Here is a 25,861-nt window from a genome sequence, read left to right on the forward strand (position 1 = left end):
CCATCGCTAATTGCAAATAATGAGGGTCTTAGAGTAAAAGGCATTAATGGTGATGAAGTTATCATTGATGGTAAAAGAAGTGAAATTTTAATTCCAAATGTTAAAGCTGATGCAAGTGGATTTGTTGCAGTTAATAAAAATTATGTAGATAGTAGAGTCAATGACGTTGCTAATCGCCTCGGTAGCGTAATTGATGCCAACAACAAAAACTTACAAGCAGGTATTGCAGGTGCATTAGCTGCTGCTGGTTTACCTATGTCTTCTATGCCGGGAAAATCAGTATTTGCTCTCTCTGCTGGAACCTATAAAGGAAAAAGTGCAGTGGCGTTAGGATTTTCTAGTGTAAGCGATAATGGTAAAACAATATTTAGAATACACGGCAATAGCAACTCTGTTGGCGATTTTGGTGGCAGTGTAGGTGTTGGCTGGGCTTGGTAAGATATAAAAGCAGTAAATTTACTGCTTTTATAATCTATAAATTTAAAATATTCTTAATACTTTCAAACAGTAAAATTTGTTTAAAATTATTTTATATCACCATTTATTTATAAATCAATTTAAAAATAAAGCGTATAAATTTAGAGTATTTTTAAGATATTTAAATATATATTTTATCAATTTATTTTGATAAATTTTAACAAAATTCTATTTTTTATCGATTTTGTGGAGTTTAATATGATTTTTTGTTTGATGTTTAAAAATGGTGTTTTAAATGTAAATATTAGCTTTTGAGATTAAAAACTAAGCATTGCTATTTTAGATTAAATTTTCAAATTTATTTGGAGATTGTAAATTTAAGTACAAGAATGAAAATTATCTATTTTTTTGATAATTTTATATAGTAAGTTTATCGCTTAGTAAGATAAAATAATCTCTTTTGCAAATATCGGAAAACAGCTAAATAAAACACCTTTCATTTCAAAAGGCTTAGCAAATTTATATAAAATAATAAACTCTTCTTTATTTAAATTTAGCAATATATCGACAACGTATTCTTTAAATTCTTTATTTACCTCGAATTTCTCTTTTTTAAAAAAGTGCTCAAATCTTGAAATTAAACTAAATTCAATAGTAAATTTACACTTATCTTTTAGTTTAAATTCCACTAAATTTGCACTATTTATTATTAAATTCACACTAGAACTATAAGCCCTTACAAGCCCACGGGTTCCTAGCTTAATGCCACCAAAATATCTCACGACAAATACGCCAATATTTATTAAATTTGCTCCTCTTAAAACATTGAATGCAGGTGGTCCGCTAGTCTCTTTTGGTTCGCCATCATCGCTTTGATTTTCTACTATTTGCAGAAAAATTATTATAATATCTATACGCCCAAACTATATGCACAGCTTTTGGATGCTCTAATTTTAGTTGTTCGTAAATTTTATTAAAATCATCAAATGGCACTAAGTATATTAAGAAATTTGATTTTTTTATCTCTTGTTGTGTAAATTCTGATTTTATGATAGTTTTCAACTCTATCCTTATAAATTTTTAGCCACATTTAACTAAATTAAAATTTAATTACTTGTACAGCTATTAACAGCTTCTTTTAAATTTTGAACATAACCTGCTTCATCTGTAATCAAATCTCTTTCGCAACACTCTTTTTCTGGTATCGTTTCACAACCATTTTCATTGCAATTTTCTATAAAATTTCCAGTTGGCTTGCAATTTTCCCATACATAAACTTTGTTTCCAGCTGAATTTATTCTAGTTGATGTTGGCTCTCCCCATGTATTTATAACTGTATCTATATGAAAATTATCTGCATTTTTTTCTTTTGTGGTTTTTATTTGTTCTTGAGATTTATCTATTTGTGGCATATCATTTGTCATAGTTTTTCCTAAATTCCAATTTGAAGCACTGCAACCAGCAAATAAAATTATACTACTAAGAGTAAGCATGTATGTTTTTTTCATAATCTACCTTTACTAATTAATTTCTAAAAATTATAACAAAATTTTATTAATAGTTAAAAATAAAAAAAATATAAAATAAAATAATTAATTTTGTTATTTTATATTTATATAACTTTTATATAATTAAAAATATTTTTTATATTAGAAAGGATATTATTATGAAAATATTATCAGTAGCTGTTTGTTCAGCCTTGTTTTTAAATTTTAGTTTAGCTAATAGTGAGCTTATTGAGAAAGCAAAATCATTTGGTTTGGTTGCTCTTCCTAAAGATAAAACATCGTTGGAGAAATTTATTGAAGAGTCCGCTCAAGATTCCAAAGTTTATCCAACCACTCAAGCAAGGGTAGAGCTTGGAAAGATGTTGTATTTTGATCCTCGACTTTCAAAAAGTGGCATAATTTCTTGTAATACCTGTCATAATTTAGGTTATGGTGGAGCAGATAATATCCCTGCTTCAACAGGTCATAAATGGACGCCAAATCCTCATCATATCAATGCTCCTACTGTTTATAATTCTGTATTTAATTCTGTACAGTTTTGGGATGGAAGAGCAGCTCATCTTGCAGCACAAGCAGCTGGCCCTATGACAGCAGAGCCTGAGATGGCATCTTCGCCTCAAAGAGTTGAGGAGATTATAAAATCCATTCCAGAATATGTGAAATTTTTTGAAAAAGCTTACAATAAGGGTGTGGATATTGATTTTGATTTAATTACAGCTACTATTGGAATTTTTGAGAGAACTTTAGTAACGCCATCGAGATTTGATGATTTTTTAAACGGAAAAGAAAACGCACTTACAAAAGAAGAGAAAGCAGGTCTTGATCTTTTTATAGAAAAAGGGTGTGTTTCTTGTCATAATGGTGTAAATTTAGGTGGCAGTATGCAAGCTTTTGAAGTTGTATCTAAATATAAATTTGCAAACATTGGAGATTTTAAAGGTGATAAAGATGGTATGGTAAAAACACCTGTTTTAAGAAACATAATGCTTACAGCGCCTTATTTTCATAATGGTGCTATTTGGGATATAGAAGAGGCGATAAAAGAGATGGGAAGCATTCAGCTTGGTATTGAAATCACAGATAAAGAGGCTAATTCTATAGCGAGTTTTTTTAAATCTCTAAATGGAAAAATGCCCAAGATTACATATCCTATTTTACCCCCATCTACTAAACAAACTCCAAAGCCAGAGCTTGATTATTGATAAATTTCAGCCAAATTTGGCTGAAATAAGCTAAATTTAAATATATTTAGATATAATTTTGCTTTTTAGTCAAAAGTGCTTTCAAAACTTTTTAAAAAGTGCCTTTTGATTACTACCAAATTTTATAAAAAGGATGCTTTGATGTATGCAATTATCAAGCACAGCGGAAAACAGTATAAAGTTAGCGAAGGAGACTTCTTAAATTTAGATCGTTTTGAAGCTGAAAAAAAAGACACCATTGAAATTACTGATGTTTTAGCAGTAAATGATGGTGAGTTGAAGGTAGGAGCACCATTTATAGAGAGTGCAAAAGTTGTCTTAGAGGTTGTAAATTTAGGTAAAGATAAAAAAGTTATCATTTACAAAAAACGCAGAAGAAAAGACTCGAAATTAAAACGTGGTTTTAGAAGACAATACACACGTGTTAAAGTTATAAGCATTAAAGCCTAAGGAGAAGATAGATGGCACACAAGAAAGGTCAAGGTTCAACCCAAAATAATAGGGATTCCATAGGTAGAAGGTTGGGCGTTAAAAAATATGGTGGCGAATTTGTTAGAGCTGGTAATATTATTATACGCCAAAGAGGAACAGCAACTCATGCTGGCAAAAATGTAGGAATAGGCAAAGATCATACTATTTTTGCATTAATTGATGGTTTTGTTAAATTTGAAAGGTTTGATAAAGCTAGAAAACAAGTTTCAGTTTATCCAGCTGAATAAATTTGTGGCTCTTGGCCGCAAATTTAAATTTTAATTCTTATTGCTTCTTAAAATTTTAAATCAAATTTAGCTTTTTATCAATGATGTTTTAGTATAATTTAGTATTTTTATTAGAGGTTAAAAAATTGTTTATAGATAGTGTAAAATTTAGTGTTAAATCTGGCGATGGCGGTGCAGGTTGTGTTAGTTTTAGGAGAGAAAAATTTATCATAATGGGCGGTCCTGATGGCGGCGATGGCGGCGATGGCGGCGATGTTTATTTTCAGGTTGATAACAATACCCACACTCTAGCTTTTTATAAAGGAAAAAGATTTTTAAAAGCTAGCAATGGTGCGGCGGGTATGGGTAAAAAGATGGCTGGAAAAAAGGGAGAAAGCTTAACTTTAGTGGTGCCACCAGGAACGTTGGTTTATAATGATGATACAAAAGAGCTTATTTTTGATTTAGTTGATAATAATAAAAAAGTTCTTTTTTTAAAAGGTGCAAAAGGCGGTCTTGGAAATACTCACTTTAAAAGCCCCACTAATCAACGCCCAGAATATGCACAAAAAGGTTTGGAAGGCGAAAGTAAAAATATTCGCTTAGAGTTAAAATTGATAGCTGATGTTGGACTTTTAGGCTTTCCAAATGTAGGAAAATCAACTCTTATTTCAACCGTTTCTAATGCAAAACCTCAAATTGCAAACTATGAATTTACAACTCTAACGCCAAAACTTGGTATGGTTGAAGTTGATGAATTTAGTGGTTTTATTATGGCTGATATACCAGGTATTATTGAGGGTGCAAGTGATGGAAAAGGGCTTGGAATAGAATTTTTAAAGCATATCGAAAGGACAAAAATTTTACTTTTTATGCTAGATCTTGCAAATTATAGAGATATAAATACTCAGTTTTTAACTCTTAGGGATGAAATAAAAAAATTTGGAACAACTTTATCAAATTTACCATATGCCATTGCTTTAACAAAGTGTGAAATTTGTGAAAATTTGGATGAAATTTACTCCAAATTTTTACTAGATTTTGGTTTTGAAAAAGTTCAAGCTCCAGCCATTAATGGTAAATTTAATGACAAAAAACCTCGTTTTGTAATACCTATTTCAAGTGTTTCAAATTTAGGCATAAAAGAGTTAAAATTTAAACTTTTAGAAATATTAAAAAGTCTAAAGAGCGAGTAAAATATGAAAATAGTTTTTATGGGAACTCCATCTTATGCTTTACAAATTTTACAAGAGCTTATTTTAAATGATTTTGAAATAGTTTGTGTTGTTACTCAAGAAGATAAGGTAGTTGGTAGAAAGCAAATTCTAACACCACCAATTGTTAAAGAGTGGATTTTAAAAAGCGGCAAAAATATCAAAATTTTTCAGCCAAAAAGTTTAAAAGAAGAGTGGATTAAGTATGAGATTGAAAATTTAAAACCAGATTTTATAGTGGTTGCAGCTTATGGCAAAATTTTACCTAAAAGTATTTTAGATATAGCACCTTGTATAAATTTACATACTTCAATTCTACCTAAATATAGAGGTGCTAGCCCTATTCAAAGTGCTATTTTGGATGGCTTAGAAATTAGTGGCGTTACTGCTATGAAAATGGATATAGGTCTTGATGATGGCGATATTTTGGATATTGAATATATAGATATTAAAAATTTAAAGAGTGATGAAGTTTTTGAAAAAATGAGCAAAGTTGCAGCAAATTTAACGATTAAAGTTTTAAATAATTATAAAAATATCAAACCAGTTAAGCAAAATCACGCTTTAGCGACGAGTTGCAAAAAGATAAAAAAGATGGACGGGATTATTAAATTTAGTGATTGTGTTGATATTGTTATGCGTAAATTTAGAGCTTTTTATCCTTGGCCAGGTATATTTTTAGAAAATGGCACAAAACTTTTAGATATAAAAATTTCTTCTAATTTAAGAAATTTTGAATTAGGCAGGATTTCAAATTTAAAAAAAGATAGTTTTAGTATTCAATTTCAAGATGGCGAGATAGAAATTTTAAAACTTCAAGAAATTGGTAAAAAACCTATATTTGCAAAAGATTTTATTAATGGTAAAAGACTAAAAATAGATGATAAATTTTGTTATTAAAAGCGTGGATGAGTCTATCTCTACCCAAAGCGAATTGATTGAGAATTTGAAAAATGGTATTATAAATCCTCCTTTTGCATTGATAGCAAAAAAACAAATAAAAGGCTATGGAAGTCGCGGAAATGAGTGGAAGAGTGATGAGGGAAATTTATATTTTTCTTTTTGTATTGATGAAAAAGATCTATCTAGCACAATTCCGCCTCCATCATTTAGTATATATTTTGCTTTTTTAATGAAGGAATTTTTATCCACAAAAGGCTCTAAAATATGGCTAAAATGGCCAAATGATTTTTATTTAAATAATAAAAAAATAGGTGGCGTTATAACAACAAAAATAAAAACTACTTATGTTTGCGGAATTGGTTTAAATTTAACAAATAGCCCAGATTATGCTGGAGTTTTAGATATAAATATAACTCCAAATGAAGTTGTGTTTGGGTTTTTAAATATTTTAAAAAACAAAATTCCATGGAAGCAAATTTTTAGTAAATTTGTGGTAGAATTTGAACTAAGCAAAAAATTTTATACCAATATTAATGGTAATAAATTTCATTTAAACAATGCAAATCTTTATGAAGATGGAAGCATAATGATAAATAATAAAAGGGTATATAGTTTAAGATGAGTGAAATAATAACAATAGCAAATCAAAAAGGCGGTGTTGGTAAAACAACTACAGCTGTAAATTTAGCTGCTTCTTTGTCTGTTTTGGGAAAAAATGTACTACTTATAGATGTTGATCCGCAAGCAAATGCTACAACTGGTCTTGGATTTAATAGAAATGACTATGAGTTTAATATCTATCATGTTTTAACTGGACGAAAAAAAATATCAGAAGTTATATTAAAAACTGATATAAAAACTCTTTTTTTGGCACCAGCAAATATCGGATTGGTAGGAATCGAGCAAGAGCTTTTTAAAGAAGATGATGATTTTAAGTTGGTTTTAAGGAAAAAGATAGAAGAAATTAAAGGTAAATATGATTATATTATAATCGATTCACCGCCTACTTTAGGCAGTATTACTGTTAATGCTTTAAGTGCAAGCAATAGTGTTATAATACCAATACAGTGTGAATTTTATGCACTAGAGGGTCTTGCATTGATTTTAAATACAATAAAGATAATAAAGCAAACAGTTAATCCAAGGCTTTCCATAAGGGGGTTTTTACCAACAATGTACAGTAGTCAAAACAATCTATCAAAAGAGACTATTGCAAATTTAAAACAACATTTTGAAAACAAGCTTTTTATAAGTCAAAATGAACATGGCTTTATAGTCATACCAAGAAATGTAAAACTTGCAGAATGTCCTAGTTTTGGGAAACCTATTGTGCTATATGATGCAAAATCAGCAGGCAGTTTAGCATACCAAAATTTAGCTAATTGTATAATGGAGTAGATTATGTCAAGTAAAAATAGAAGACTAGGAAGAGGTCTTGATGCAATATTAGGTGATGTTGAACTTGCTTACACAAAAGAGCTTGAAAGTGGTCAAAAAGATTTAGTTTTAGAAATAGATATAGAAAAGATTTATCCAAATCCATACCAACCTAGAAAAAAATTTGATGAAAATACTATAGATGAACTTAGTAAATCTATTCAAAAGCATGGATTAATTCAGCCTATTATAGTGTTTAAAAAAGATGATGATTATGTGTTGATAGCGGGCGAGAGAAGACTTAGGGCTACAAAAAAAATAGGTGCATCCACAATAAAAGCCATTGTTGCTGATATTGGATCTAGAAATTTAAGAGAGCTTGCTTTAATAGAAAACATCCAAAGACAGGATTTAAATCCTATCGAGCTTGCAAATTCATATAAAGAATTAATCGAAGAATATAAAATTACGCAAGAGGATTTGTCACATATTATACAAAAGTCAAGAACTCAAATCACAAATACTATGAGACTTTTAAATTTAACTCAAAAAACTCAAAATTCATTAATAAATGGTGATATCACTCAAGGTCATGCTAAAATTTTAGTAGGACTTAGTCAAAAAGATGAGGGCGATATCTTAAACACTATAATCGGGCAAAGATTAAGCGTTAGAGATACTGAGGATTTAGTAAAAAAATTAAAATCAAAAAAAGAATCAAAAAATAAACAAGAAATTAAGCTTAGTGTAAATTTTATAAATGAAATGAAAAATTTAAAAACAGCACTTTCTAATTACGGAAAAATTAAGATAAAAGATAAAAAAATAACTATAGAATTTAAAGAAATTTCAAATATCCAGAGTTTATTAGAGAAATTTTTGTAAATTTCTTTTAAATTTCTTTTAAATTTAGTTAGTTTTCATCTTTTTATAGTAAAATATCGTATTTTTGAATTTATAAGGAGGATTAATGATAGAAATAGATGTAAGTGCATTTATTTTAACTATAGTTGTTTTTTTGATGCTAGTTTGGTATTTAAATAGAAGACTATATCAACCGATGCTTTCTTTTATGGATGCTAGGGAAGCTGCTATTTTTCGCGACGAAGAGCTTGCGAATAAAAATTTAAGCGATGTTGGTTCTAGTAGAGCCGAGGTTGAAAAAATATTAAGTATTGCAAGAGGTGAGGCAAATAAAAAAAAGCAAGATGCCTTAGATGAGATAAAAAAAGAGTCTCAAAATGAAATTAAAGAAAAAATTGCTGAGTTCGAAAGCGATTTTGTTTCTTATATGCAAAATTTAAATTTAGAAAAAGAAAATTTAAAATCTGCATTAAACAATGAAATTCCAAAATTTAAAAATCAAATTAAAGAAAAACTTGCAAGGATTTAGTATGAAAAAAATCATATTTTTATGTTTAGTTCCAATGATTATTATAGCCTCATCCCATGAAGGAGTAAAAGATTTTGACATCATACCTAGAACTTTAAATTTTCTCATATTTTTTGGAATTTTATTCTATTTTTTAAAAGATTATGCACAAAAAGCTTATAAAGATAGGATAAATTTAATAGCTTCAAAACTTGATGCCATACAAAATAAATTAAATGACTCTAAAAGTCAAAAAGAACAAGCGGCTAAAGATATAGAAGAAGCTAGAAATGGTGCTGCAAGACTTATGGAGGTAGCTTATAAAGAGATTGAGATAATTAAGCAAAAAACAAAAGAGAATGCTCAAATAGAAATTAATAATCTTAAAAAAAGCTACGAAAATAAAAAAGAATTTGAAGCCAAAAAGATGACTAAACAAGTAGTAAATGAAATTTTAAACCAATCTTTAGATAATGATTCTATGAAATTTAGTCAAAAAGATTTGGTTAATATAGTATATAAAAAGGTTGTTTGATGAGTTATGATGTAATTGCAAAAAGATACGTAAAAGCATTAATGGAACAATTTAATGAAGATGAATTAAAAAATGCTATTTTAAATTTAGAAAATATCTCTTTAGCCTTTGATAATGATAAATTTAGAATTATTATAAATTCGCCAGTTGTAGATGATTTTAAAAAATTTGAATTTATACTAATGTTTATAAAACATCCTTTTGTCAAATTCGAGAATTTTATTAAGCTTCTAATGGAAAATAAAAGATTGGTTTTTATACCAGAAATCTATAAAAGAATTAGAATTGAAATGGCTACTTTAAATGGAGAGTATTTTGGTGAAATTTCATCTAAAGAAAATTTAAATAGTGAAGAAATAAGAAAAATAGAAGATATTTTTTCTAAAAAATTTAACGCAAAGATATCATTAAAACAAAATACTAAAGAGTATAATGGCATTAAAATAAGCCTTGAAGAACTTGGCGTTGAGATTAGTTTTTCTATCGATAGATTAAGACAAGATATGAATGAATATATATTAAAAGCAATATAAGGAGTAAAAGTGAGTTTTAAAGTTAAAGCTGATGAGATTAGCAATATCATTCAAGAACGAATCGAGAAATTTGACATTAATGTTGATATTGAAGAAACAGGTAAAGTTGTAACAGTTGCTGATGGTATAGCTAGTATATACGGTTTAAGAAATGTTATGATAAATGAGATGATTGAATTTGAAAATGGCTCAAAAGGTATAGCTCTAAATTTAGAAGAAAGCACTGTTGGTGCTATTATTTTAGGCGATACACAAGGTATCGTAGAAGGAAGTAGTGTAAAAAGATTAGGCAAACTTCTTAGAGCACCAGTTGGGGATGCGCTAATAGGCAGGGTTGTGAATGCTTTAGGGGAGCCTATTGATGGTAAAGGTGCTATTGAAACTACCGAAACAAGATTTATTGAGGAAAAAGCAAAAGGTATTATGGCAAGAAAAAGTGTTCATGAACCACTTCAAACAGGTATTAAAGCAATTGATGCTTTGGTTCCAATTGGTCGAGGTCAAAGAGAACTTATTATTGGTGATAGACAAACGGGTAAAACTACAATTGCAATAGATACAATAATAAATCAAAAAGGTCAGGATGTTGTTTGTATTTATGTGGCTATTGGTCAAAAGCAATCAACTGTAGCTCAAGCTGTAAAAAAACTAGAAGAATATGGTGCTATGGATTATACAATCGTAGTAAGTGCAAGTGCTAGCGAATCTGCTGCTTTTCAATATTTAGCACCTTATACTGGTTGTACAATGGGGGAGTATTTTAGGGATAATGCAAGACACGCTTTGATAATTTATGATGATTTAAGTAAGCATGCTGTTGCTTATAGAGAAATTTCTTTAATCCTAAGAAGACCACCAGGCAGAGAGGCTTATCCAGGAGATGTTTTTTACCTTCACTCAAGGCTTCTTGAAAGGGCTAGCAAGTTAAGCGATGAGTTAGGAGCTGGTAGTTTAACGGCACTTCCTATTATAGAAACACAAGCAGGGGACGTTTCGGCATATATACCAACAAATGTTATCTCTATAACAGATGGTCAAATTTTCTTAGAAACCAATCTATTTAACTCAGGTATTCGTCCAGCTATAAATGTTGGTTTATCTGTTTCAAGAGTTGGAGGCTCGGCTCAGATTAAAGCCATCAAAAAGGTATCGGGAACTCTAAGACTTGATTTGGCTCAATATAGAGAACTACAAGCTTTTGCACAATTTGCAAGCGATCTTGATGAAAGCAGCAGAAAACAACTAGATCGTGGTCAAAGAATGGTTGAAATTTTAAAACAACCTCCTTATTCGCCTCTTTCGGTTGATAAGCAAGTTATAATTATTTTTGCTGGCTCTAACGGATATTTAGATGATGTTTCGCCACTAGCTATTGGTAAATTTGAATCAGAATTATATCCATATATAGAAGCCAGGTATCCAGAAATTTTTGAAAATATTAGAAATAAAAAAGCATTAGATAAAGAATTAGAAGATTTAATCATAAAAGCATTAAATGAATTTAAAGCGACTTTTTCTGCTCAATAGGATAAAAAATGGCTAGTTTAAAAGAGATAAAACAACAAATAAAAAGCGTTAAGAATACTGAAAAAACAACAAAAGCTATGAAGCTTGTTTCTAATGTTAAGCTTAAGAAAGCTAAAAGCGTTGCTGAAAATTCAAGAGCTTATGCTATAAAAATTAATGAAGTTTTAAGTGAAATAGCCTACTATATGAAAAATTCTTCCTATGATGAAAAATTGTCTCGTTTTTTTGATAATGACAGTGAAAAAAAGATAGTTGATATTATTTTTATTACATCTGATAAAGGTTTATGTGGCGGCTTTAATGTTCAGACAATTAAAAATGTTAAAAAAGTTGTAAAACAATATCAAGATAAAAATTATAAAATTCGCTTAAAGGCTGTTGGTAAAAAGGGTATTGAGTACTTTTCATTTCAAGGGGTTGAGCTTTTTGAAAAATACGTTGATTTAAGCTCTTCACCTACTTATGAAAAAGCACAAAATTTAATTAAAAAAGCTATTGAAGATTATTTAAATAGAGAAACAGACAAGATAATTTTAGTTTATAATGGTTATAAAAATATGATAACACAAGAGATTAAGATTAACGATATAGTTCCAATTCAGCCACCAAAAATAGAGAAAAATATAAATGATATCTCAATGCTAGAATTTGAACCAATTAATTCTGGTGCAAAAATTTTGAGTGATCTTATAGAGAAATATTTAGAATATAGTATGTATTATGCATTAATTGATAGTTTAGCAGGCGAACATAGTTCAAGAATGAATGCTATGGAAAATGCTACCAATAACGCAAAAGAGAGAGTTAGAGCTTTAAATTTAGCTTATAATAAAGCAAGACAAAGCTCTATTACCACTGAACTTATAGAAATCATCAGTGGTGTTGAAGCTATGAAATAAAATAAGGAGATTTAATGAAAGGTTTTATAAGTCAGATTATAGGTCCTGTTGTAGATGTAAAATTTGCAAATTATTTACCAGAGATTAATGAGGCTATTGAAGTCTTGTTTGATGTTGAAGGTGAAAAAAGAAAATTAATTCTTGAGGTTGCAGCACATCTTGGGGATGGTGTGGTTAGAACTATTGCTATGGATATGAGTGATGGTTTAAAAAGAGGTTTAGAAGTTACTGCTCTTGGCGGTCCTATCTCTGTTCCAGTTGGAGAGAAAGTTTTAGGTAGAATTTTTAATGTTGTTGGCGATTTGATTGATGAAGGAGAAGGGGCTGAATTTGACAAGAAGTGGTCTATCCATAGAAAACCACCTGTTTTTGAAGATCAAAGCACAAAAAGTGAAATTTTTGAAACAGGAATAAAGGTTATTGATTTGTTGGCACCATATGCAAAAGGTGGAAAGGTAGGTCTTTTTGGTGGTGCTGGTGTTGGCAAAACAGTTATTATTATGGAGCTAATTCATAATGTTGCATTTAAACATAGTGGTTATTCTATTTTTGCTGGAGTTGGTGAAAGAACTAGAGAAGGAAACGATCTTTATAACGAAATGAAAGATAGTGGAGTTTTGGATAAAGTTGCTTTATGTTATGGTCAAATGAGTGAGCCGCCAGGAGCAAGAAACAGAATAGCTTTTACAGGGCTAACGATGGCTGAATATTTTAGAGATGAAATGGGTCTTGACGTTTTGATGTTTATTGATAATATTTTTAGATTTTCACAAGCGGGCTCAGAAATGTCAGCACTTTTAGGTAGAATTCCATCAGCTGTTGGTTATCAGCCAACTTTAGCAAGTGAGATGGGTAAACTTCAAGAAAGAATTACATCAACCAAAAAAGGTTCAATTACTTCAGTTCAAGCAGTTTATGTGCCAGCTGATGACTTAACCGATCCTGCACCAGCAGCAGTTTTTGCACACCTTGATGCTACTACTGTTTTAAATAGAGCTATTGCTGAAAAAGGAATTTATCCAGCTGTTGATCCTCTTGATTCAACTTCAAGAATGTTAGATCCTCAAATTGTAGGTGAAGAGCACTATGAAGTAGCAAGAGGGGTTCAGTCTGTATTGCAAAAATATAAAGATTTACAAGATATTATAGCAATTCTTGGTATGGATGAATTAAGCGAAGAAGATAAACTTGTAGTTGAAAGAGCTAGAAAAATTGAACGCTATTTATCTCAGCCATTTTTCGTGGCAGAAGTTTTTACAGGCAGCCCTGGAAAATACATCACGCTTGAAGAAACAATAGCTGGATTTAAAGGAATCTTAGAGGGTAAATATGACGAGCTTCCAGAAAATGCATTCTATATGGTTGGAAATATTGATGAGGTTATCCAAAAAGCTGAAAAGCTTAAAGCTTAAAGGAGCTATTTATGAATGATAAATTTTGGCTAGAAATTGTTACTCCAAAAGGTAGTATATTTTCAGGCGAAGTTAAATCAGCACAATTTCCAGGAAGCGAAGGTGAGTTTGGAGTTTTGCCTGGACACGCAGGTCTTATCACTCTTTTAAATGCAGGAATTATAGAGATAATTGATGCTAAAAATGCTAAGGATATTGTGGCTATTAATTGGGGATATTTAAAGGCCGATGAAAAAAAAGTTAGTGTATTAGCTGATGGTGCTATATATGTAGGTGGTAATAGCGAGAGTTCTATTGCAAAATCATTAAATGAAGCAAAAGAGTTAATAGAGTCTATGGGGAGCGAAAGCTCAGCATATATAGCCACTATTGCTAAAATGGAAAACATAGCAAGGTCTAAATAAGTGTATATTTTAGATGTTTTTTTAAATTATTTATCAAGAAGCACTTTTATTACTATATTTGTGCTTACTTGGTTATCTATATATTTTGTAATAACGCTTACTATTTTGATTTCAAGATACTTAATTATCAATTCATGGATAAATAATGAAAAAAAAGCTTTAGATATTTTGCTTCTAGGTGGTAGGATTTCAAATTTTCCATCAGTTTTAAAAAAATATGTAATAGGGGCGATTAGTCAAGAAAAGATAAATGTTTGTTTATCTATCTCAGAAAAAAACTCCACTATAGGTCTTACTTGGCTATCCATAGTGGCTTCAACATCGCCTTTTATAGGACTTTTTGGGACTGTAATCTCTATATTGGATACTTTTGCTAAAATGGGTGGTGGCAACGCTGGTATTTCTGTTATAGCTCCTGCTATTAGTGAGGCTTTAGTTGCAACTGGGGCTGGTATTTTTGTGGCTATTCCTGCTTATACATTTCATCTTTTAATTAAGAGAAAATCTTATGAGGTTATGAGCATTATAAAAAGATCATCTGATTTAATACTGTTAAATTCAAAATCTTAAGGCTATAAGCATGTTTGATTATGATGAAAAACCAGAGTTAAATATCACTCCTCTTGTAGATATTATGTTGGTATTGCTTGCTATTTTGATGGTTACAACTCCAGCTGTGATTTATGAAGAGCAAATTTTACTTCCTGATGGATCTAAAAAAACAGTATCATCATCTAAAAAAGATAGTTTGATTATTGTGATTGATGATAAAAAAAAGATTAAAATAGATAATAAAACTGTAAATTTAGATGAGTTTAGCGATAGTTTAGTCTTGATATCTTCAAAATATAATTTAGATGATCCAGTTTTTGTTATGGCTGATAAAAATTTAATATATAATGATGTAATGTATGTTTTAAAGACTTTAAAACTAGCAGGTTTTACAAAAGTAGCCCTTCAAACAGCTGGATAATTTATGAAAAATAGCTTTTTGAATTTAGCTTCTTTTTTAATAAGCTTAATTCTTTATTTTTTAATTATTATTTTTATACTTTACGTATCGATTAATGCAACAAAACATAATGTAGTTGTAAATTTTACAAAAAATAAAGATGCTTTTATAAATGTAATTGCCATTGATTTGGATGAGATTGCAACCCCTACTAAAAACCAGTCAATAAAAGATGATGTAAAAGAGTATGTTGTTAAGCAAACAGAGCAAGCAGAAGAAGAAAAATTAAAAACTACAAATAAATCAACACGGCAAAATCATATAAATTTAGAAGATAAACCATCTATAGCTAAAAAAGATGGGCTAAATTTATCAAATTTATTTAAAGATATAAATAAAACAAAATTAAAAGAGATAAAAAATAAAGAAGATATGATTCAATCTAGAAAAAAAAGCCATAAAACTACAAAAACAAAGCCATCTTCAAATACAAAAAAGCAAACCAATGGAATATCTAGCGATAATGCTAGTGGAAAATCTCAAAAAACAGGTATTTATAATGAATTTATGGGTAGCGTTGAAGATATTTTAACTAAAATTTGGAGTAGCTATAGTGCTCTATCAAATCAAAATGCAATCATAGAAATTACCATTAATCAAGATGGAAAACTTAGTTATAAGATATTAGAATTATCTTTAAATAATGAATTTAATCAAAAAATTAGAGATTTTTTAGATAGAATTGAAGATATACAATTTCCAAATCCGCCAGATAAAAAGCCATTTACTCATACATATGAGATGAAAGATTTGATATAAATTTACAAAATTATATTACAATTAAATGAAATTTAAAGGAGTTATAGTGAAAAAAATTTTATTTATTTTTAGTTTTGTTATTGCAGTTTTTGCAAATGATGCTACAACAACTATTGTTAATCAAGGCATATCTTTGCCAAAAGTAGTGGTTGAGGATGCTTCAAATTTAGCTGACATTGCTTTACAAAATCAATTTTTTAAGTTGATTAATGGAGATTTAAAGGTTTCTGCTGTATTTGATGTAGATGAAAATTATTACCAAAATTTATATGATGGAGATTTGACGCCAGCGATAAATTCAAATTTTATTGTTAGATACGAATTGTCAGGCGATAAATCATCATTATTAAATTTAAAGATTAAAGTTATAGATTTAAATACTAAATCAAATTTATATGAGTCAAATTTTAGTATAAATAATGGTCAAAAATATCCATTTTTAGCACATATGGCAGTAGCTGAAATAGCAAAAAAACTTGGTTATACAAATGTGGATTGGATGAATAAAATGATATTATTTTCTAAATATATTTCATCTGGAGAGAGTGAAATTTATGTATCTGATTATACTTTAACATATCAAAAAAAGATTATAAGTGGGGGGTTAAATATATTTCCTAAGTGGACAAATTCAATTCAAGATGAATTTTATTACACACATTACACAAAAGATAAAATACCAACTATTTTTAAATATGATCTCACTGATGGTAAAAAAAATAAAATTATATCAGGAAGTGGTATGTTAGTAGTTTCTGATGTTAGCTTAGATGGCACTAAGCTTTTAATAACAGATGCACCAAATGATCAAGCAGACATTTTTATTTTAGATTTATCAACAAAACAAAAAACGAAAATCACAAATTATCCGGGTATCGATGTGAATGGAAATTTTGTTGATAATGACTCAAAAGTTGTTTTTGTAAGTGATCGTTTAGGGTATCCTAACATTTTTTCAACCGATTTAAAATCTTCAAGTGTTGAGCAAATGGTTTTTCATGGTAAGAATAACAACTCAATTACAACAAATAAAAACTATATCGCTTATTCCAGTAGAGAGGAGAATAAAGATTTTAATATATACTTAATTTCAACCAAAACAGACTACATTAGACAGCTAACAGCTGGTGGCAAGAATTTATATCCTAGATTTTCAAATGATGGGGGTAGCATATTATACATTAAGGATTCTAGACATCAAAGTGCAGTAGGAATAATTAGAATAAATGAAAATAGAAGTTTTCAATTTCCACTAAAAGTTGGTAAAATTCAGTCGATCGATTGGTGAATTTACAAAAAATATGATATAATATCGAGAAATTTTTTATAAGGTGGAAATATGAAACATATTGTTTTAACGTCAGTAGCAGCTGCTACTTTATTTTTAGTTGGTTGTAGCAAAAAAACTCCAGAAGCGATGGATATGCATATGTCTAATCAAGCACCAATGATGAGTGAAGATCAAAAGTTAGCAGAACTTGCTAAAAGCATTCAAACTCAAATTCAAAATGTATATTTTGAATTTGATAAATATAATGTAAGCCCTAAAATGAGTTCAGTTGTTAGTAATAATGCCGCACTTTTTAATCAGCCTGGTGCAGATAAAATCAATATAAAAATCGAAGGTAATTGTGATGAGTGGGGAACTGATGAGTATAATTATGCCCTTGGTTTAAAAAGAGCAAAAGCGGTTAAAGATGCTTTAGTTAATGAGGGCGTAAATGTTAATAGACTATCTGTTGTAAGTTATGGTGAAAGCAATCCTGTTTGTACTGAAAAAAGCAAATCTTGTGATGCGCAAAATAGACGTGATGAGTTTAAATTGCATTTTTAATATATGAAAAAAATTTTTATTTTTATTGTGGCTATTTTTATAGCCACTATTAAAGCGGAAGAAGTTTCAGTTTTTGGGGCTGGAAATTTGGTTTCAGAAAATCCATATGGACTAACTGAAAATGAACAAGTTTTGCTTGCAAATAAAAAACGAGTTGATAAAATAGAAGCTTTTTTGAAAGAGCAAAATGAGAGTATTATTGGTTTAAGATCTGTTGTTGAAGGATTAAATTCTCAAATTTCTAAGCTTGAAAATAGAGTTTCTGGCTTAGAAATTCGAGCAATGAGAAAAGACAATAAATCAGCTAACAATTCTAATTTACATTCCGAAAGTAAAGATATAGTTTTTTTAAAAAAAGAAATTAAAGACTTAAAAAAACAAATTTTAATTTTAAATAGTGAATTAAATTCGAAAAACAAAACAAAAGTAAAACAAAAATCATCTGCAATTGATACTTTAAAAAATAGTAGCTTAGAAAAAAATAAAACACGAGCTAAATCTAATGACAAAATAGTAGCTTTTGATGATATGAAGCCAGATGATATTATGAAAAAAGCAAATGAGTTATTTGATAATAAAAAATATATTGATGCAAAAATAAGATATGAGTATTTATTGAGTAAGGGTTATAAAACCGCTGAAGTAAATTTTATGTTGGGGGAAATTTTATATAATCAAAAATCATATGCAAAAGCTGTTTCTAAATATGAAAAAAGCATTCAACAAAATTATAAAGCAAATTATTTGCCTCGCCTCTTAAAGCATGCTGGTGAGAGTTTAGAAAATTTAGGTGATACAAAAAATTCAAAAAAATTTTTTAATACTCTAAAAGATAATTTTCCAGATAGTGTCGAAGCAAAATCATTAGCTAATTAAATTAAATATAGGAGAAGATTATGACAAAAGCTATTATGATGAATTACGAATTAAAAGATAGCGATAGTGGTGAGTTACTAGAAACAAATTTAGACTCTGATCCAATTGGTTTTTTAACAGGTTTAAATCAAATTTTGCCAAAATTAGAAGAAGAAGTGTTGAATTTAAGTGGCGGTAGTCAAAAAGTTATTAAAATTTCATCTGCTGATGGTCTTGGAGAATATGATCCAAAATTGGTTGAATCTCTTCCAAAAGAGCAATTTGCTGGAATTGAACTTCATGAAGGTATGGAATTATTCGGAGAGAGCGAAAGCGGAGAAACTACTAGGGTTATTGTAAAGGCTATAGGAGATGAAGAGGTTATGATAGATTTCAATCATCCTTTTGCTGGCAGAAATCTTGAATTTACGGTTAAAGTGGTTGAAAATAGAGATGCAACAGAAGAAGAGATAAAACAAGGTTTTATTGAGGTTCCTCACACTTGCAGACACGGACATACTCACGGAGAAGACCATGAGTGTTGCGGAGGACATCACCATCATGGTGGTGGTTGCGGATGTCACCATTGAGAATTTAATATGAAATTTGCTTTTATATTTCCTGGGCAAGGTTCTCAAAAAATTGGAATGGGTAAAGAAATTTATGAGAATTTTGTCCAAGCAAGGGAACTTTTAGATGCGGCCAGTGATATTTGTAAGATAAATTTCAAAAAACTATTATTTTTGGAAAATGATGATTTAAATTTGACACAATTTACTCAGCCAGCTATAGTTTTAAATTCTTTTATGAGCTATTTAGCTATAAAAGATAATTTAAATTTAAAGCCAAAATTTAGCCTAGGTCATTCTCTTGGAGAATTTAGTGCTCTTGGGGTTAGTGGTGCTTTTAGCTTAATAGATACCATAAAACTTGTTAATATCCGTGGCGAGTTTATGCAAAAATCTTGCGAAAATAAAAATATGTCAATGATGGTTGTCCTTGGTTTAATGGATAACGAAGTTGAGGATATTTGTGAAAATTCCAGAAAAAATGGAGCTAATGTTTGGGCTGCAAATTATAATTGTGATGGGCAGATTGTTGTGGCAGGAGATTTAAATTCTCTTACAAATTTAGAGAAAGTTTTTAAAGAGTTTGGAGCTAGAAGAGCTATGCTTTTAAATATGAGTGTAGCTAGTCATTGTCCTATTTTAGAAGATGCTAGCAATGCTTTAGTTGAAGAAATAAAACCGATTCTAAATAGCGATTTTGGCTCCGTTATTTCAAATGTAACGGCTTTAGCTTACTCTACAAAAAATGAAGCTCTAAAACTTTTAAAAGAGCAATTAATAAAGCCTGTATTATACAAACAAAGTATAAAAAGTATTGATGAAGATATTGATTTTTATGTTGAATTTGGTTCTAATATTCTTCAAGGATTAAATAAAAAAATAACAAAAAAACAAACTTTTTCAGTTTATGATCTAAAAAGTTTGAATGAATTTATAGAATTTGTAAAGGAAAATATTTGAAGATTGCTATTTTAGGGGCTATGCCAGAAGAAATCACTCCTCTTTTGGAAAAATTAGATTATATACAAGAAAGCTATGCAAATAATGTATTTTATTTTGCTAAATTTAAAAATCATGATTTGATTATTGCATATTCAAAAATAGGTAAGGTAAATTCAGCCCTTAGTGCTACTTTGATGATAGAAAAATATGGTGCTGAAATTCTATTTTTTACAGGTGTTGCTGGATCCTTAAATCCTAATTTTAAAATCTCAGATATGGTTTATGGAACAAAATTGCTCCAGCATGATATTGATATTTCAGCTTTTGGACATCCTTATGGATATGTTCCAGATACTCCAATTTTTATAAATAGTGATGAAAATTTAAATCAATTAGCTTTAAAAGTTGCAAAATCTCTAAATTTAACCATTTATCCAGGAATTATAGCAAGCGGAGATCAATTTATTTGTGATGACGAGAAAAAAAAATGGATTAAAGGAACTTTTGATGCAGATTTGGCTGAAATGGAAGGTGCAAGCGTAGCTCTTGTTTGTCATAGTTTAAATACACCATTTTTTATTTTAAGAAGCGTAAGCGATGAAGCTGGGACAAAGGCTGAGTTTGATTTTGATAAATTTATGATCAGTAGTGCTAAAATAAGTGCTAATTTTGTTTTAAAAATGGTAGAAAATTTATAATTAATGATTGAAATTAGCAAAAAACTTATAAGATTAGTAGGTCAAACAAACGCAAAATACCAGATGTTTGAAGAAGGAGATAAAATTTTACTGGCTTTAAGTGGCGGTAAAGATAGCTTAATTTTATCTCATATTTTAAATCATTTTCAAAAAGTTAGTCCATTGAATTGGAAGTTTAAAGCAGTTACTGTTGATTATGGAATAGGGCAAGATTTTTCATATCTTTTAAATCATACAAAAAATCACGATATTGATTATGAAGTTATACGGACAAATTCTTTTGATATTATGCAAGAAAAGTCTAAAAAGAATGCCACTATATGCAGTTTTTGTGCTAGAATGAGGCGTGGAAATTTATACTCTTATGCTTTAAAAAATGGTTTTAATAAAGTGGCTTTAGGTCATCATTTAGATGATGCTGTTGAGAGTTTTTTTATGAATTTTACTTACAATGGTGCATTAAGGACTCTTGCTCCAAAATATGTGGCTAAAAATTCTCTTACATTAATTAGACCTTTAATTTTTGTAAGAGAAAGACAATTAAAAGATTGTGCTATTAAAAATAACTTAGAGGTATTAACTGATGAGTGTTGTCCTGCTTATAAACTTGATAATAAAATGCCTCACGCTAGAGCAAACACAAAAGTCTTTTTGCAAAATATGGAGAAATCAAATCCTAAACTATTTGTAAGTCTAAAAGCCGCTTTTGAAAATATACATTTAGATACATTTTTTAATTAAAATCCGTCTAATAAAATTTGATAAATTTGGTCTATTTCATCGTCATTTAAATTTATAGTTTGCTTTGTTTCCAAGAGTTCTTTGATTTTATTCTTTTTAAATTTAGCTCTTTTTAGGCAACTTTGATGTGCTAGCAAAAAACCTCTTATTAGTGTAATTTCTTCATCTTCTATAAATTCATCGCACGCAAAACATATAAATCTATCACTCAATCTTCCTTCAAAATATAAAATTTGAGTATAGGCTTCTATAAAAAGTCTTTTTGGGCTTTGCTTATCAAGTTTTTTTGCACAATCATCTAAAATTCTATAATAAATTTCATCTACATCTTCTAATCCTTTTAGATGATTGTGAAAAAGTCTTATGAATTGTTGCCATAAAAATAGTTTTTCTCTATCAAAAAGCCATTTAAATCCTAAATGCATTGTGTTTGTAAGTCTGGGTATAAAATTGGACAATATTAACTCAAAATCAAGCTTATATCCAAGAGTTATTTTAGAGTGTCTTGCACCATAAAATCTATATGATTTTACAAGTTTTTTTGATGTTAGAATTTCTACTATTAAATCTTCATCTTTTATCTTTTGAATTTTTAAAATATAACCTTGCATAGCGTTATTTTATATATTTTTTCTTTAGAAATGATAAAATTTAACTTATAATTTTGATAAAATAAGAAAAGATAAGGAAAATTTAGTTATAATATTTATAAATTTAAAAAAGGCGATTGAATGAAATTTGGGGATATATTTTCAAAAATAAGAAGAAAACAAGCAGATCCAAGCGAGGCACCAGCACACTGGATAAAATGTGCTAGTTGTAATTCGCTTATGTATTATAAAGAGGTGCAATCTTGCTTAAATGTCTGCCCTAAATGCAATTATCATATGAGATTAAAGGCAGATGAAAGAATTAAAATTTTAACTGATGAAGAAAGTTTTGTAGAATTTGACTCTAATTTAACTCCAATAGATCCTTTGAAATTTGTGGATAAAAAATCATATAAAAAAAGAGTTATAGAAAGTCAGAATAAAACAGGAAGAAATAGCTCTGTAATTAGTGGCGAAGCGAAGATAAATGGCTTAAATATTGAGTTGGTTGTTTTTGATTTTTCTTTTATGGGTGGCTCTTTAGGTTCTGTTGAAGGCGAAAAAATAACTCGTGCCGTTAAAAGATCGATAGAGAAAAAATATCCATTAGTCATTGTAAGTGCGAGTGGTGGAGCTAGAATGCAAGAAAGCACATACTCTTTAATGCAAATGAGCAAAACTTCAGCCGCTATTAAAAAATTAGCCGAAAATAAAATTCCATTTATTTCAGTTTTGACAGATCCGACAATGGGCGGGGTTAGTGCTTCTTTTGCGTGGCTTGGTGATATTATTATAGCTGAACCAGGGGCTTTGATAGGTTTTGCAGGGCAAAGGGTTATAAAACAAACTATTGGTGCGGATTTGCCAGATGGATTTCAAAAATCTGAATTTTTATTAGAACATGGATTGATTGATGCTATAGTGCCTAGAAGCGAACAAAAAGACTATATTAGCGGTATGTTAAATTTGCTTTTTTATAAAGCAAATGAAAATTTTTACACCAAGGTTTAAATTTGGAAATTTTTATCCATACCATACAAAAAGGAAGTGATGTTTTTAGAGATAGCATTGAAGAGTATATAAAAATGTCTAAAAAATATGCAAAAATTAGTGATAATATTTATTTTAACGATAAAATCGCTAAAGCACAATCAAAATCAAAAGAGGATGCTCATTTGGCTTATGATAATCTTTATTTTTCAAAAATAAATGGTTTTTGTGTTGGATTAGATGAAAAAGGTAAAAAATTAAATAGTTTTGAATTCGCTAAAATTTTAGAAAAATCATCTAAAATTTCATTTTTTATAGGCGGAGCTTATGGGCTAAGTGAAAATTTTAAGTTAAAAATGGATATGCTTATTAGTCTAAGTAGTTTAACGTTTGCACACAAAATAGCAAAAATAGTTCTATATGAGCAAATTTATAGAGGTTTTTGTATAAATGCAAATCATCCATACCATAAATAAAGGGAAATAATGAAAAAAAGCGATCTCGATTATTTTAAAAAAATTCTTATTGACAAAAAAGAGCAAATCATAAAAAATATCAATTATTGTTCTAGAGATTTAAAAGAGCTTATGCATAGTGCAACTAGTGATGAATTGGATGCAGCAAGTATCAATACAGATACAAATTTGGAGTATTGTATTGCCACACAACAACAAAAAGAGCTACAAGACATTGAAATTTCATTAGAGAAAATAAATAATAATAGTTATGGCATATGTGAAATGTGTGAAGATGACATAGATATTGCAAGGTTAAAAGCTAAGCCAAATGCTAAATTTTGCATAATTTGTAAAGAAATTTCTGAGAAAAATAGATAGGGGGAAATTATGAGATTAAAACATTTCGTAACATATTCTTTAATATATATTGGTATTGTTGGAATTTTTGTTTTTTTGCAAAATGCAAATAGCTATACCATCTCTTTTTTAGGATTAAATTTAACCTTGCCAGTGGCATTATGGGTAATTTTACCATTGGTTTTATTTGTAATTTTTGCAATTTTTCATAACTCTTATGTTGCATTTTGTGTATATAAAAAAAATAAAGCTTTGAAAAACGATAAGGCCTTGTATGATGAATTTGCAAAAAACGCCCTTCTTGGTATAAATAAAACTAAGTCTTTTAAGACAGATACTTTTGATACAGCAAAATCTGTAGCCATATTTTTGTCGCCATTATTAAAAGATGAGGTTGATATAAAAAATAAACAAATAAAAGATGTGATTGAAATTTTAAAATTACTTGAAAGCGGCGAAGTTGTGGAGCTTAGAAAATATAAAATTACAAACAATAACCCTCTTTTTATAAAAAATGAATTAAATAAATTAAATCTTGATCCAAAATATGCGACTGAAATTTTAAAAAATAAATCTGAAATTAATGATGAGCTCAGTAAAAAAGCATTTGATGTATTGCTTAAAAATTGTAGCTATTTTGAGATTAAAAAACATAATTTCAAACTTACTAAATTTGATGCGATAAAATTAGTAGATAGGTATTTAAGCGATGAAACTTTTGAAATGACAAAAGAGGACTTTTATTCTTTGATTTTGCTTTGTGAATTTGATACAGAGCAGTATATTAAATTAGCAAATTCTTTAAAGGCTAAATTTTCTCCAGATGCTTTGATTGCTATGTTTAATAGACTTAGAAGCGAAAAAGATGAAGCAAATGAAGCTTATTTGTATCTTTTGTATGAATTTGGTATGATTGATGCATTAAAAGAATTTATTAACTATAATGACGGATATGACAAATTTAAAATTTTACTATTTTTAAAAGATAGCGGCAGATCAATTCCTGCTTCATATATGTTCAATGATTGATTTTTCTAAAAAACCGCTTTTTTTAGCTCCTTTGGCTGGATTTTCAGATATAGCTTTAAGGGGTGTTGTAAAGCGTTTTGGTTGCGATGTAACTACGAGTGAGATGATAAGTGCTAATGCTTTGTGTTTTAAAAATGAAAAAACATTGAAAATGTTAGAAAAAAATAGTCTTGAAACACCATATATCGTTCAGATTGCAGGCAATGATGAAGAGATCATAAAAAAAGCGGTTTTGATTTTAAATGAGTTTGATTTTATTGATGGTATTGATTTTAACTGCGGTTGTCCAGCTACAAAAGTAGTTAAAAACTGCTCAGGTTCTGCACTTTTAAAAGATTTAGATAAGCTTTGTAAATTACTAGAAGTTATAAAAAAACAATCAAATAAAAAATTTACTAGTGTAAAAATTCGCCTTGGTTTTGATGAAAAAATTCCTCAAATCATAGTAAAAAAACTTCAAAATTTAGATCTTAGTTATATAGCAATTCACGGACGCACAAAAGCCGATGGATATAGCGGTAAAGCTGATTATGACTCTATTAGAGAAGCTAAAGAAGTATCTTTGGTGCCGATAATTGCAAATGGAGATATAAATTCACAAAACGCACAAGATGTATTAAATTTAACCTTAGCTGATGGGCTTATGATAGGTAGAGCAAGCATTGGTAATCCGTGGATTTTTTATGAAGTTAAAAGCGGTAAAAAGGTTGATGAAAAGATTAAAAAAGAGATTATTTTATGTCATTTTGATGAGATGATAAAACATTATGGCACTAGAGGGGCTTTACTTTTTAGAAAACATATTCATCAATACTCAAAAGGTTTAGATATGGCTAGTGCTTTTAGGGATGAGATTAATAGAATTGATGATGTTGATTTAGCAAGAAGCAAGATAAGTGAATTCTTTTAAATTTATATAGATTTTTATTTTATAATGAACTTTTAATAGCTATTTAGATGCAAATTTAGTATTAAAATAATAAATTTTTATTTATTTTATTCTATTTTTTTTTTTTTTTTTTTTTT

33 protein-coding genes and 1 pseudogene are annotated in these 25,861 nt (G+C 29.1%); 31 read left to right on the plus strand and 3 right to left on the minus strand.

Features of this window, described 5'->3' with window-relative positions; all coding sequences use genetic code 11:
• The coding region (locus F1B92_RS05610; RefSeq protein WP_195836298.1) for a YadA C-terminal domain-containing protein at nt 1-438 on the plus strand (438 nt) is incomplete at its 5' end.
• A gap of 416 nt (nt 439-854) precedes the next feature.
• Here the strand turns inward: F1B92_RS05610 and F1B92_RS05615 are convergent.
• Nucleotides 855-1,479: pseudogene (locus tag F1B92_RS05615) on the minus strand (IMPACT family protein).
• Between the two features lie 44 nt (nt 1,480-1,523).
• A complete protein-coding gene (locus tag F1B92_RS05620) occupies nt 1,524-1,925 on the minus strand; it encodes a hypothetical protein (RefSeq protein WP_154570892.1) in 402 nt (133 codons plus the stop codon).
• A gap of 158 nt (nt 1,926-2,083) precedes the next feature.
• Here F1B92_RS05620 and F1B92_RS05625 point away from each other — a divergent pair, with 158 nt between their 5' ends.
• The 25 genes from F1B92_RS05625 (at nt 2,084) to F1B92_RS05745 (ending at nt 21,411) form a co-directional block, all read left to right on the plus strand.
• On the plus strand, nt 2,084-3,127 hold the full coding sequence (locus F1B92_RS05625; protein WP_154570893.1) for a cytochrome-c peroxidase: 1,044 nt from the start codon (nt 2,084-2,086) through the stop codon (nt 3,125-3,127).
• Nucleotides 3,128-3,268: 141 nt separating this feature from the next.
• Nucleotides 3,269-3,577: a 50S ribosomal protein L21 gene (gene rplU / locus F1B92_RS05630; protein ID WP_154570894.1), complete on the plus strand. Its 309-nt coding sequence runs from the start codon at nt 3,269-3,271 to the stop codon at nt 3,575-3,577.
• Between the two features lie 11 nt (nt 3,578-3,588).
• On the plus strand, nt 3,589-3,846 hold the full coding sequence (gene rpmA / locus F1B92_RS05635) for a 50S ribosomal protein L27 (protein ID WP_154570895.1): 258 nt from the start codon (nt 3,589-3,591) through the stop codon (nt 3,844-3,846).
• A 125-nt stretch (nt 3,847-3,971) separates the two neighbouring features.
• Nucleotides 3,972-5,021, plus strand: coding sequence for a GTPase ObgE (gene obgE, locus F1B92_RS05640; protein ID WP_154570896.1), 1,050 nt, complete (start codon nt 3,972-3,974; stop codon nt 5,019-5,021).
• Nucleotides 5,022-5,024: 3 nt separating this feature from the next.
• Nucleotides 5,025-5,939 (plus strand): methionyl-tRNA formyltransferase, encoded by a 915-nt coding sequence (fmt, locus tag F1B92_RS05645; RefSeq protein WP_154570897.1) that lies wholly within the window; start codon nt 5,025-5,027, stop codon nt 5,937-5,939.
• Nucleotides 5,920-6,564 carry a biotin--[acetyl-CoA-carboxylase] ligase gene (locus tag F1B92_RS05650; RefSeq protein ID WP_154570898.1) on the plus strand — a complete coding sequence of 215 codons (645 nt, stop codon included), beginning with the start codon at nt 5,920-5,922 and terminating at the stop codon, nt 6,562-6,564. Before fmt ends, F1B92_RS05650 begins: the two co-directional genes overlap by 20 nt.
• Entirely contained in the window at nt 6,561-7,340 is a 780-nt protein-coding gene (locus F1B92_RS05655; RefSeq protein WP_154570899.1) for a ParA family protein, read from the plus strand. The genes F1B92_RS05650 and F1B92_RS05655 overlap by 4 nt, the downstream gene beginning before the upstream one ends.
• 3 nt (nt 7,341-7,343) lie before the next feature.
• Nucleotides 7,344-8,204 carry a ParB/RepB/Spo0J family partition protein gene (locus tag F1B92_RS05660; RefSeq protein WP_154570900.1) on the plus strand — a complete coding sequence of 287 codons (861 nt, stop codon included), beginning with the start codon at nt 7,344-7,346 and terminating at the stop codon, nt 8,202-8,204.
• 85 nt (nt 8,205-8,289) lie between these two features.
• Nucleotides 8,290-8,712, plus strand: coding sequence for a F0F1 ATP synthase subunit B family protein (locus F1B92_RS05665; protein WP_154570901.1), 423 nt, complete (start codon nt 8,290-8,292; stop codon nt 8,710-8,712).
• Nucleotide 8,713: 1 nt separating this feature from the next.
• Entirely contained in the window at nt 8,714-9,226 is a 513-nt protein-coding gene (locus F1B92_RS05670; protein ID WP_154570902.1) for a F0F1 ATP synthase subunit B, read from the plus strand.
• Nucleotides 9,226-9,759: a F0F1 ATP synthase subunit delta gene (locus F1B92_RS05675; protein WP_154570903.1), complete on the plus strand. Its 534-nt coding sequence runs from the start codon at nt 9,226-9,228 to the stop codon at nt 9,757-9,759. Before F1B92_RS05670 ends, F1B92_RS05675 begins: the two co-directional genes overlap by 1 nt.
• A gap of 9 nt (nt 9,760-9,768) precedes the next feature.
• Complete coding sequence (atpA, locus tag F1B92_RS05680) at nt 9,769-11,286, plus strand: F0F1 ATP synthase subunit alpha (RefSeq protein WP_326833110.1); 1,518 nt, start codon at nt 9,769-9,771, stop codon at nt 11,284-11,286.
• Nucleotides 11,287-11,294: 8 nt separating this feature from the next.
• Nucleotides 11,295-12,185, plus strand: coding sequence for an ATP synthase F1 subunit gamma (gene atpG, locus F1B92_RS05685; protein ID WP_154570904.1), 891 nt, complete (start codon nt 11,295-11,297; stop codon nt 12,183-12,185).
• 14 nt (nt 12,186-12,199) lie between these two features.
• Nucleotides 12,200-13,597, plus strand: coding sequence for a F0F1 ATP synthase subunit beta (gene atpD / locus F1B92_RS05690; protein ID WP_154570905.1), 1,398 nt, complete (start codon nt 12,200-12,202; stop codon nt 13,595-13,597).
• Between the two features lie 11 nt (nt 13,598-13,608).
• A complete protein-coding gene (gene atpC / locus F1B92_RS05695) occupies nt 13,609-14,001 on the plus strand; it encodes an ATP synthase F1 subunit epsilon (RefSeq protein WP_154570906.1) in 393 nt (130 codons plus the stop codon).
• 6 nt (nt 14,002-14,007) lie between these two features.
• Nucleotides 14,008-14,571: a MotA/TolQ/ExbB proton channel family protein gene (locus F1B92_RS05700; protein ID WP_326833112.1), complete on the plus strand. Its 564-nt coding sequence runs from the start codon at nt 14,008-14,010 to the stop codon at nt 14,569-14,571.
• A 10-nt stretch (nt 14,572-14,581) separates the two neighbouring features.
• Nucleotides 14,582-14,974 (plus strand): biopolymer transporter ExbD, encoded by a 393-nt coding sequence (locus tag F1B92_RS05705; RefSeq protein ID WP_154570907.1) that lies wholly within the window; start codon nt 14,582-14,584, stop codon nt 14,972-14,974.
• Nucleotides 14,975-14,977: 3 nt separating this feature from the next.
• The gene (locus F1B92_RS05710) at nt 14,978-15,772 is read left to right on the plus strand and encodes a TonB C-terminal domain-containing protein (RefSeq protein ID WP_154570908.1); all 795 of its coding nucleotides are present in this window, start codon (nt 14,978-14,980) and stop codon (nt 15,770-15,772) included.
• 46 nt (nt 15,773-15,818) lie between these two features.
• Complete coding sequence (tolB, locus tag F1B92_RS05715) at nt 15,819-17,060, plus strand: Tol-Pal system protein TolB (protein ID WP_326833111.1); 1,242 nt, start codon at nt 15,819-15,821, stop codon at nt 17,058-17,060.
• Between the two features lie 51 nt (nt 17,061-17,111).
• Nucleotides 17,112-17,606 carry an OmpA family protein gene (locus tag F1B92_RS05720; protein WP_154570910.1) on the plus strand — a complete coding sequence of 165 codons (495 nt, stop codon included), beginning with the start codon at nt 17,112-17,114 and terminating at the stop codon, nt 17,604-17,606.
• Nucleotides 17,607-17,609: 3 nt separating this feature from the next.
• Nucleotides 17,610-18,482 (plus strand): tetratricopeptide repeat protein, encoded by an 873-nt coding sequence (locus tag F1B92_RS05725; protein ID WP_154570911.1) that lies wholly within the window; start codon nt 17,610-17,612, stop codon nt 18,480-18,482.
• Between the two features lie 20 nt (nt 18,483-18,502).
• Nucleotides 18,503-19,051: an FKBP-type peptidyl-prolyl cis-trans isomerase gene (locus F1B92_RS05730; RefSeq protein ID WP_154570912.1), complete on the plus strand. Its 549-nt coding sequence runs from the start codon at nt 18,503-18,505 to the stop codon at nt 19,049-19,051.
• 9 nt (nt 19,052-19,060) lie between these two features.
• Nucleotides 19,061-19,990 (plus strand): ACP S-malonyltransferase, encoded by a 930-nt coding sequence (fabD, locus tag F1B92_RS05735; RefSeq protein ID WP_154570913.1) that lies wholly within the window; start codon nt 19,061-19,063, stop codon nt 19,988-19,990.
• A complete protein-coding gene (locus F1B92_RS05740) occupies nt 19,987-20,670 on the plus strand; it encodes a 5'-methylthioadenosine/adenosylhomocysteine nucleosidase (RefSeq protein WP_154570914.1) in 684 nt (227 codons plus the stop codon). The genes fabD and F1B92_RS05740 overlap by 4 nt, the downstream gene beginning before the upstream one ends.
• A gap of 3 nt (nt 20,671-20,673) precedes the next feature.
• Entirely contained in the window at nt 20,674-21,411 is a 738-nt protein-coding gene (locus F1B92_RS05745; protein WP_154570915.1) for a tRNA 2-thiocytidine biosynthesis TtcA family protein, read from the plus strand.
• On the opposite strand, the gene recO is transcribed toward F1B92_RS05745, so the two are convergent.
• Nucleotides 21,408-22,022 (minus strand): recombination protein RecO, encoded by a 615-nt coding sequence (gene recO, locus F1B92_RS05750; protein ID WP_154570916.1) that lies wholly within the window; start codon nt 22,020-22,022, stop codon nt 21,408-21,410. The two genes, F1B92_RS05745 and recO, sit on opposite strands and share 4 nt — an antisense overlap.
• Nucleotides 22,023-22,142: 120 nt before the next feature.
• Here recO and accD point away from each other — a divergent pair, with 120 nt between their 5' ends.
• From accD to F1B92_RS05775, 5 genes are read left to right on the plus strand one after another with little or no spacing between them, the layout of a single operon-like run.
• Nucleotides 22,143-23,012: an acetyl-CoA carboxylase, carboxyltransferase subunit beta gene (gene accD / locus F1B92_RS05755; protein ID WP_154570917.1), complete on the plus strand. Its 870-nt coding sequence runs from the start codon at nt 22,143-22,145 to the stop codon at nt 23,010-23,012.
• Nucleotides 23,013-23,014: 2 nt separating this feature from the next.
• Entirely contained in the window at nt 23,015-23,467 is a 453-nt protein-coding gene (locus F1B92_RS05760) for a 23S rRNA (pseudouridine(1915)-N(3))-methyltransferase RlmH (protein ID WP_154570918.1), read from the plus strand.
• 9 nt (nt 23,468-23,476) lie between these two features.
• Nucleotides 23,477-23,827 carry an RNA polymerase-binding protein DksA gene (dksA, locus tag F1B92_RS05765; protein WP_154570919.1) on the plus strand — a complete coding sequence of 117 codons (351 nt, stop codon included), beginning with the start codon at nt 23,477-23,479 and terminating at the stop codon, nt 23,825-23,827.
• A gap of 9 nt (nt 23,828-23,836) precedes the next feature.
• Nucleotides 23,837-24,835 (plus strand): hypothetical protein, encoded by a 999-nt coding sequence (locus F1B92_RS05770; RefSeq protein ID WP_154570920.1) that lies wholly within the window; start codon nt 23,837-23,839, stop codon nt 24,833-24,835.
• Nucleotides 24,828-25,745 (plus strand): tRNA dihydrouridine synthase, encoded by a 918-nt coding sequence (locus F1B92_RS05775; RefSeq protein ID WP_154570921.1) that lies wholly within the window; start codon nt 24,828-24,830, stop codon nt 25,743-25,745. Before F1B92_RS05770 ends, F1B92_RS05775 begins: the two co-directional genes overlap by 8 nt.
• Nucleotides 25,746-25,861 lie beyond the last annotated feature (116 nt).

The sequence above is a fragment of the Campylobacter portucalensis genome, from assembly GCF_009690845.1.
GTDB lineage: Bacteria > Campylobacterota > Campylobacteria > Campylobacterales > Campylobacteraceae > Campylobacter_B > Campylobacter_B portucalensis.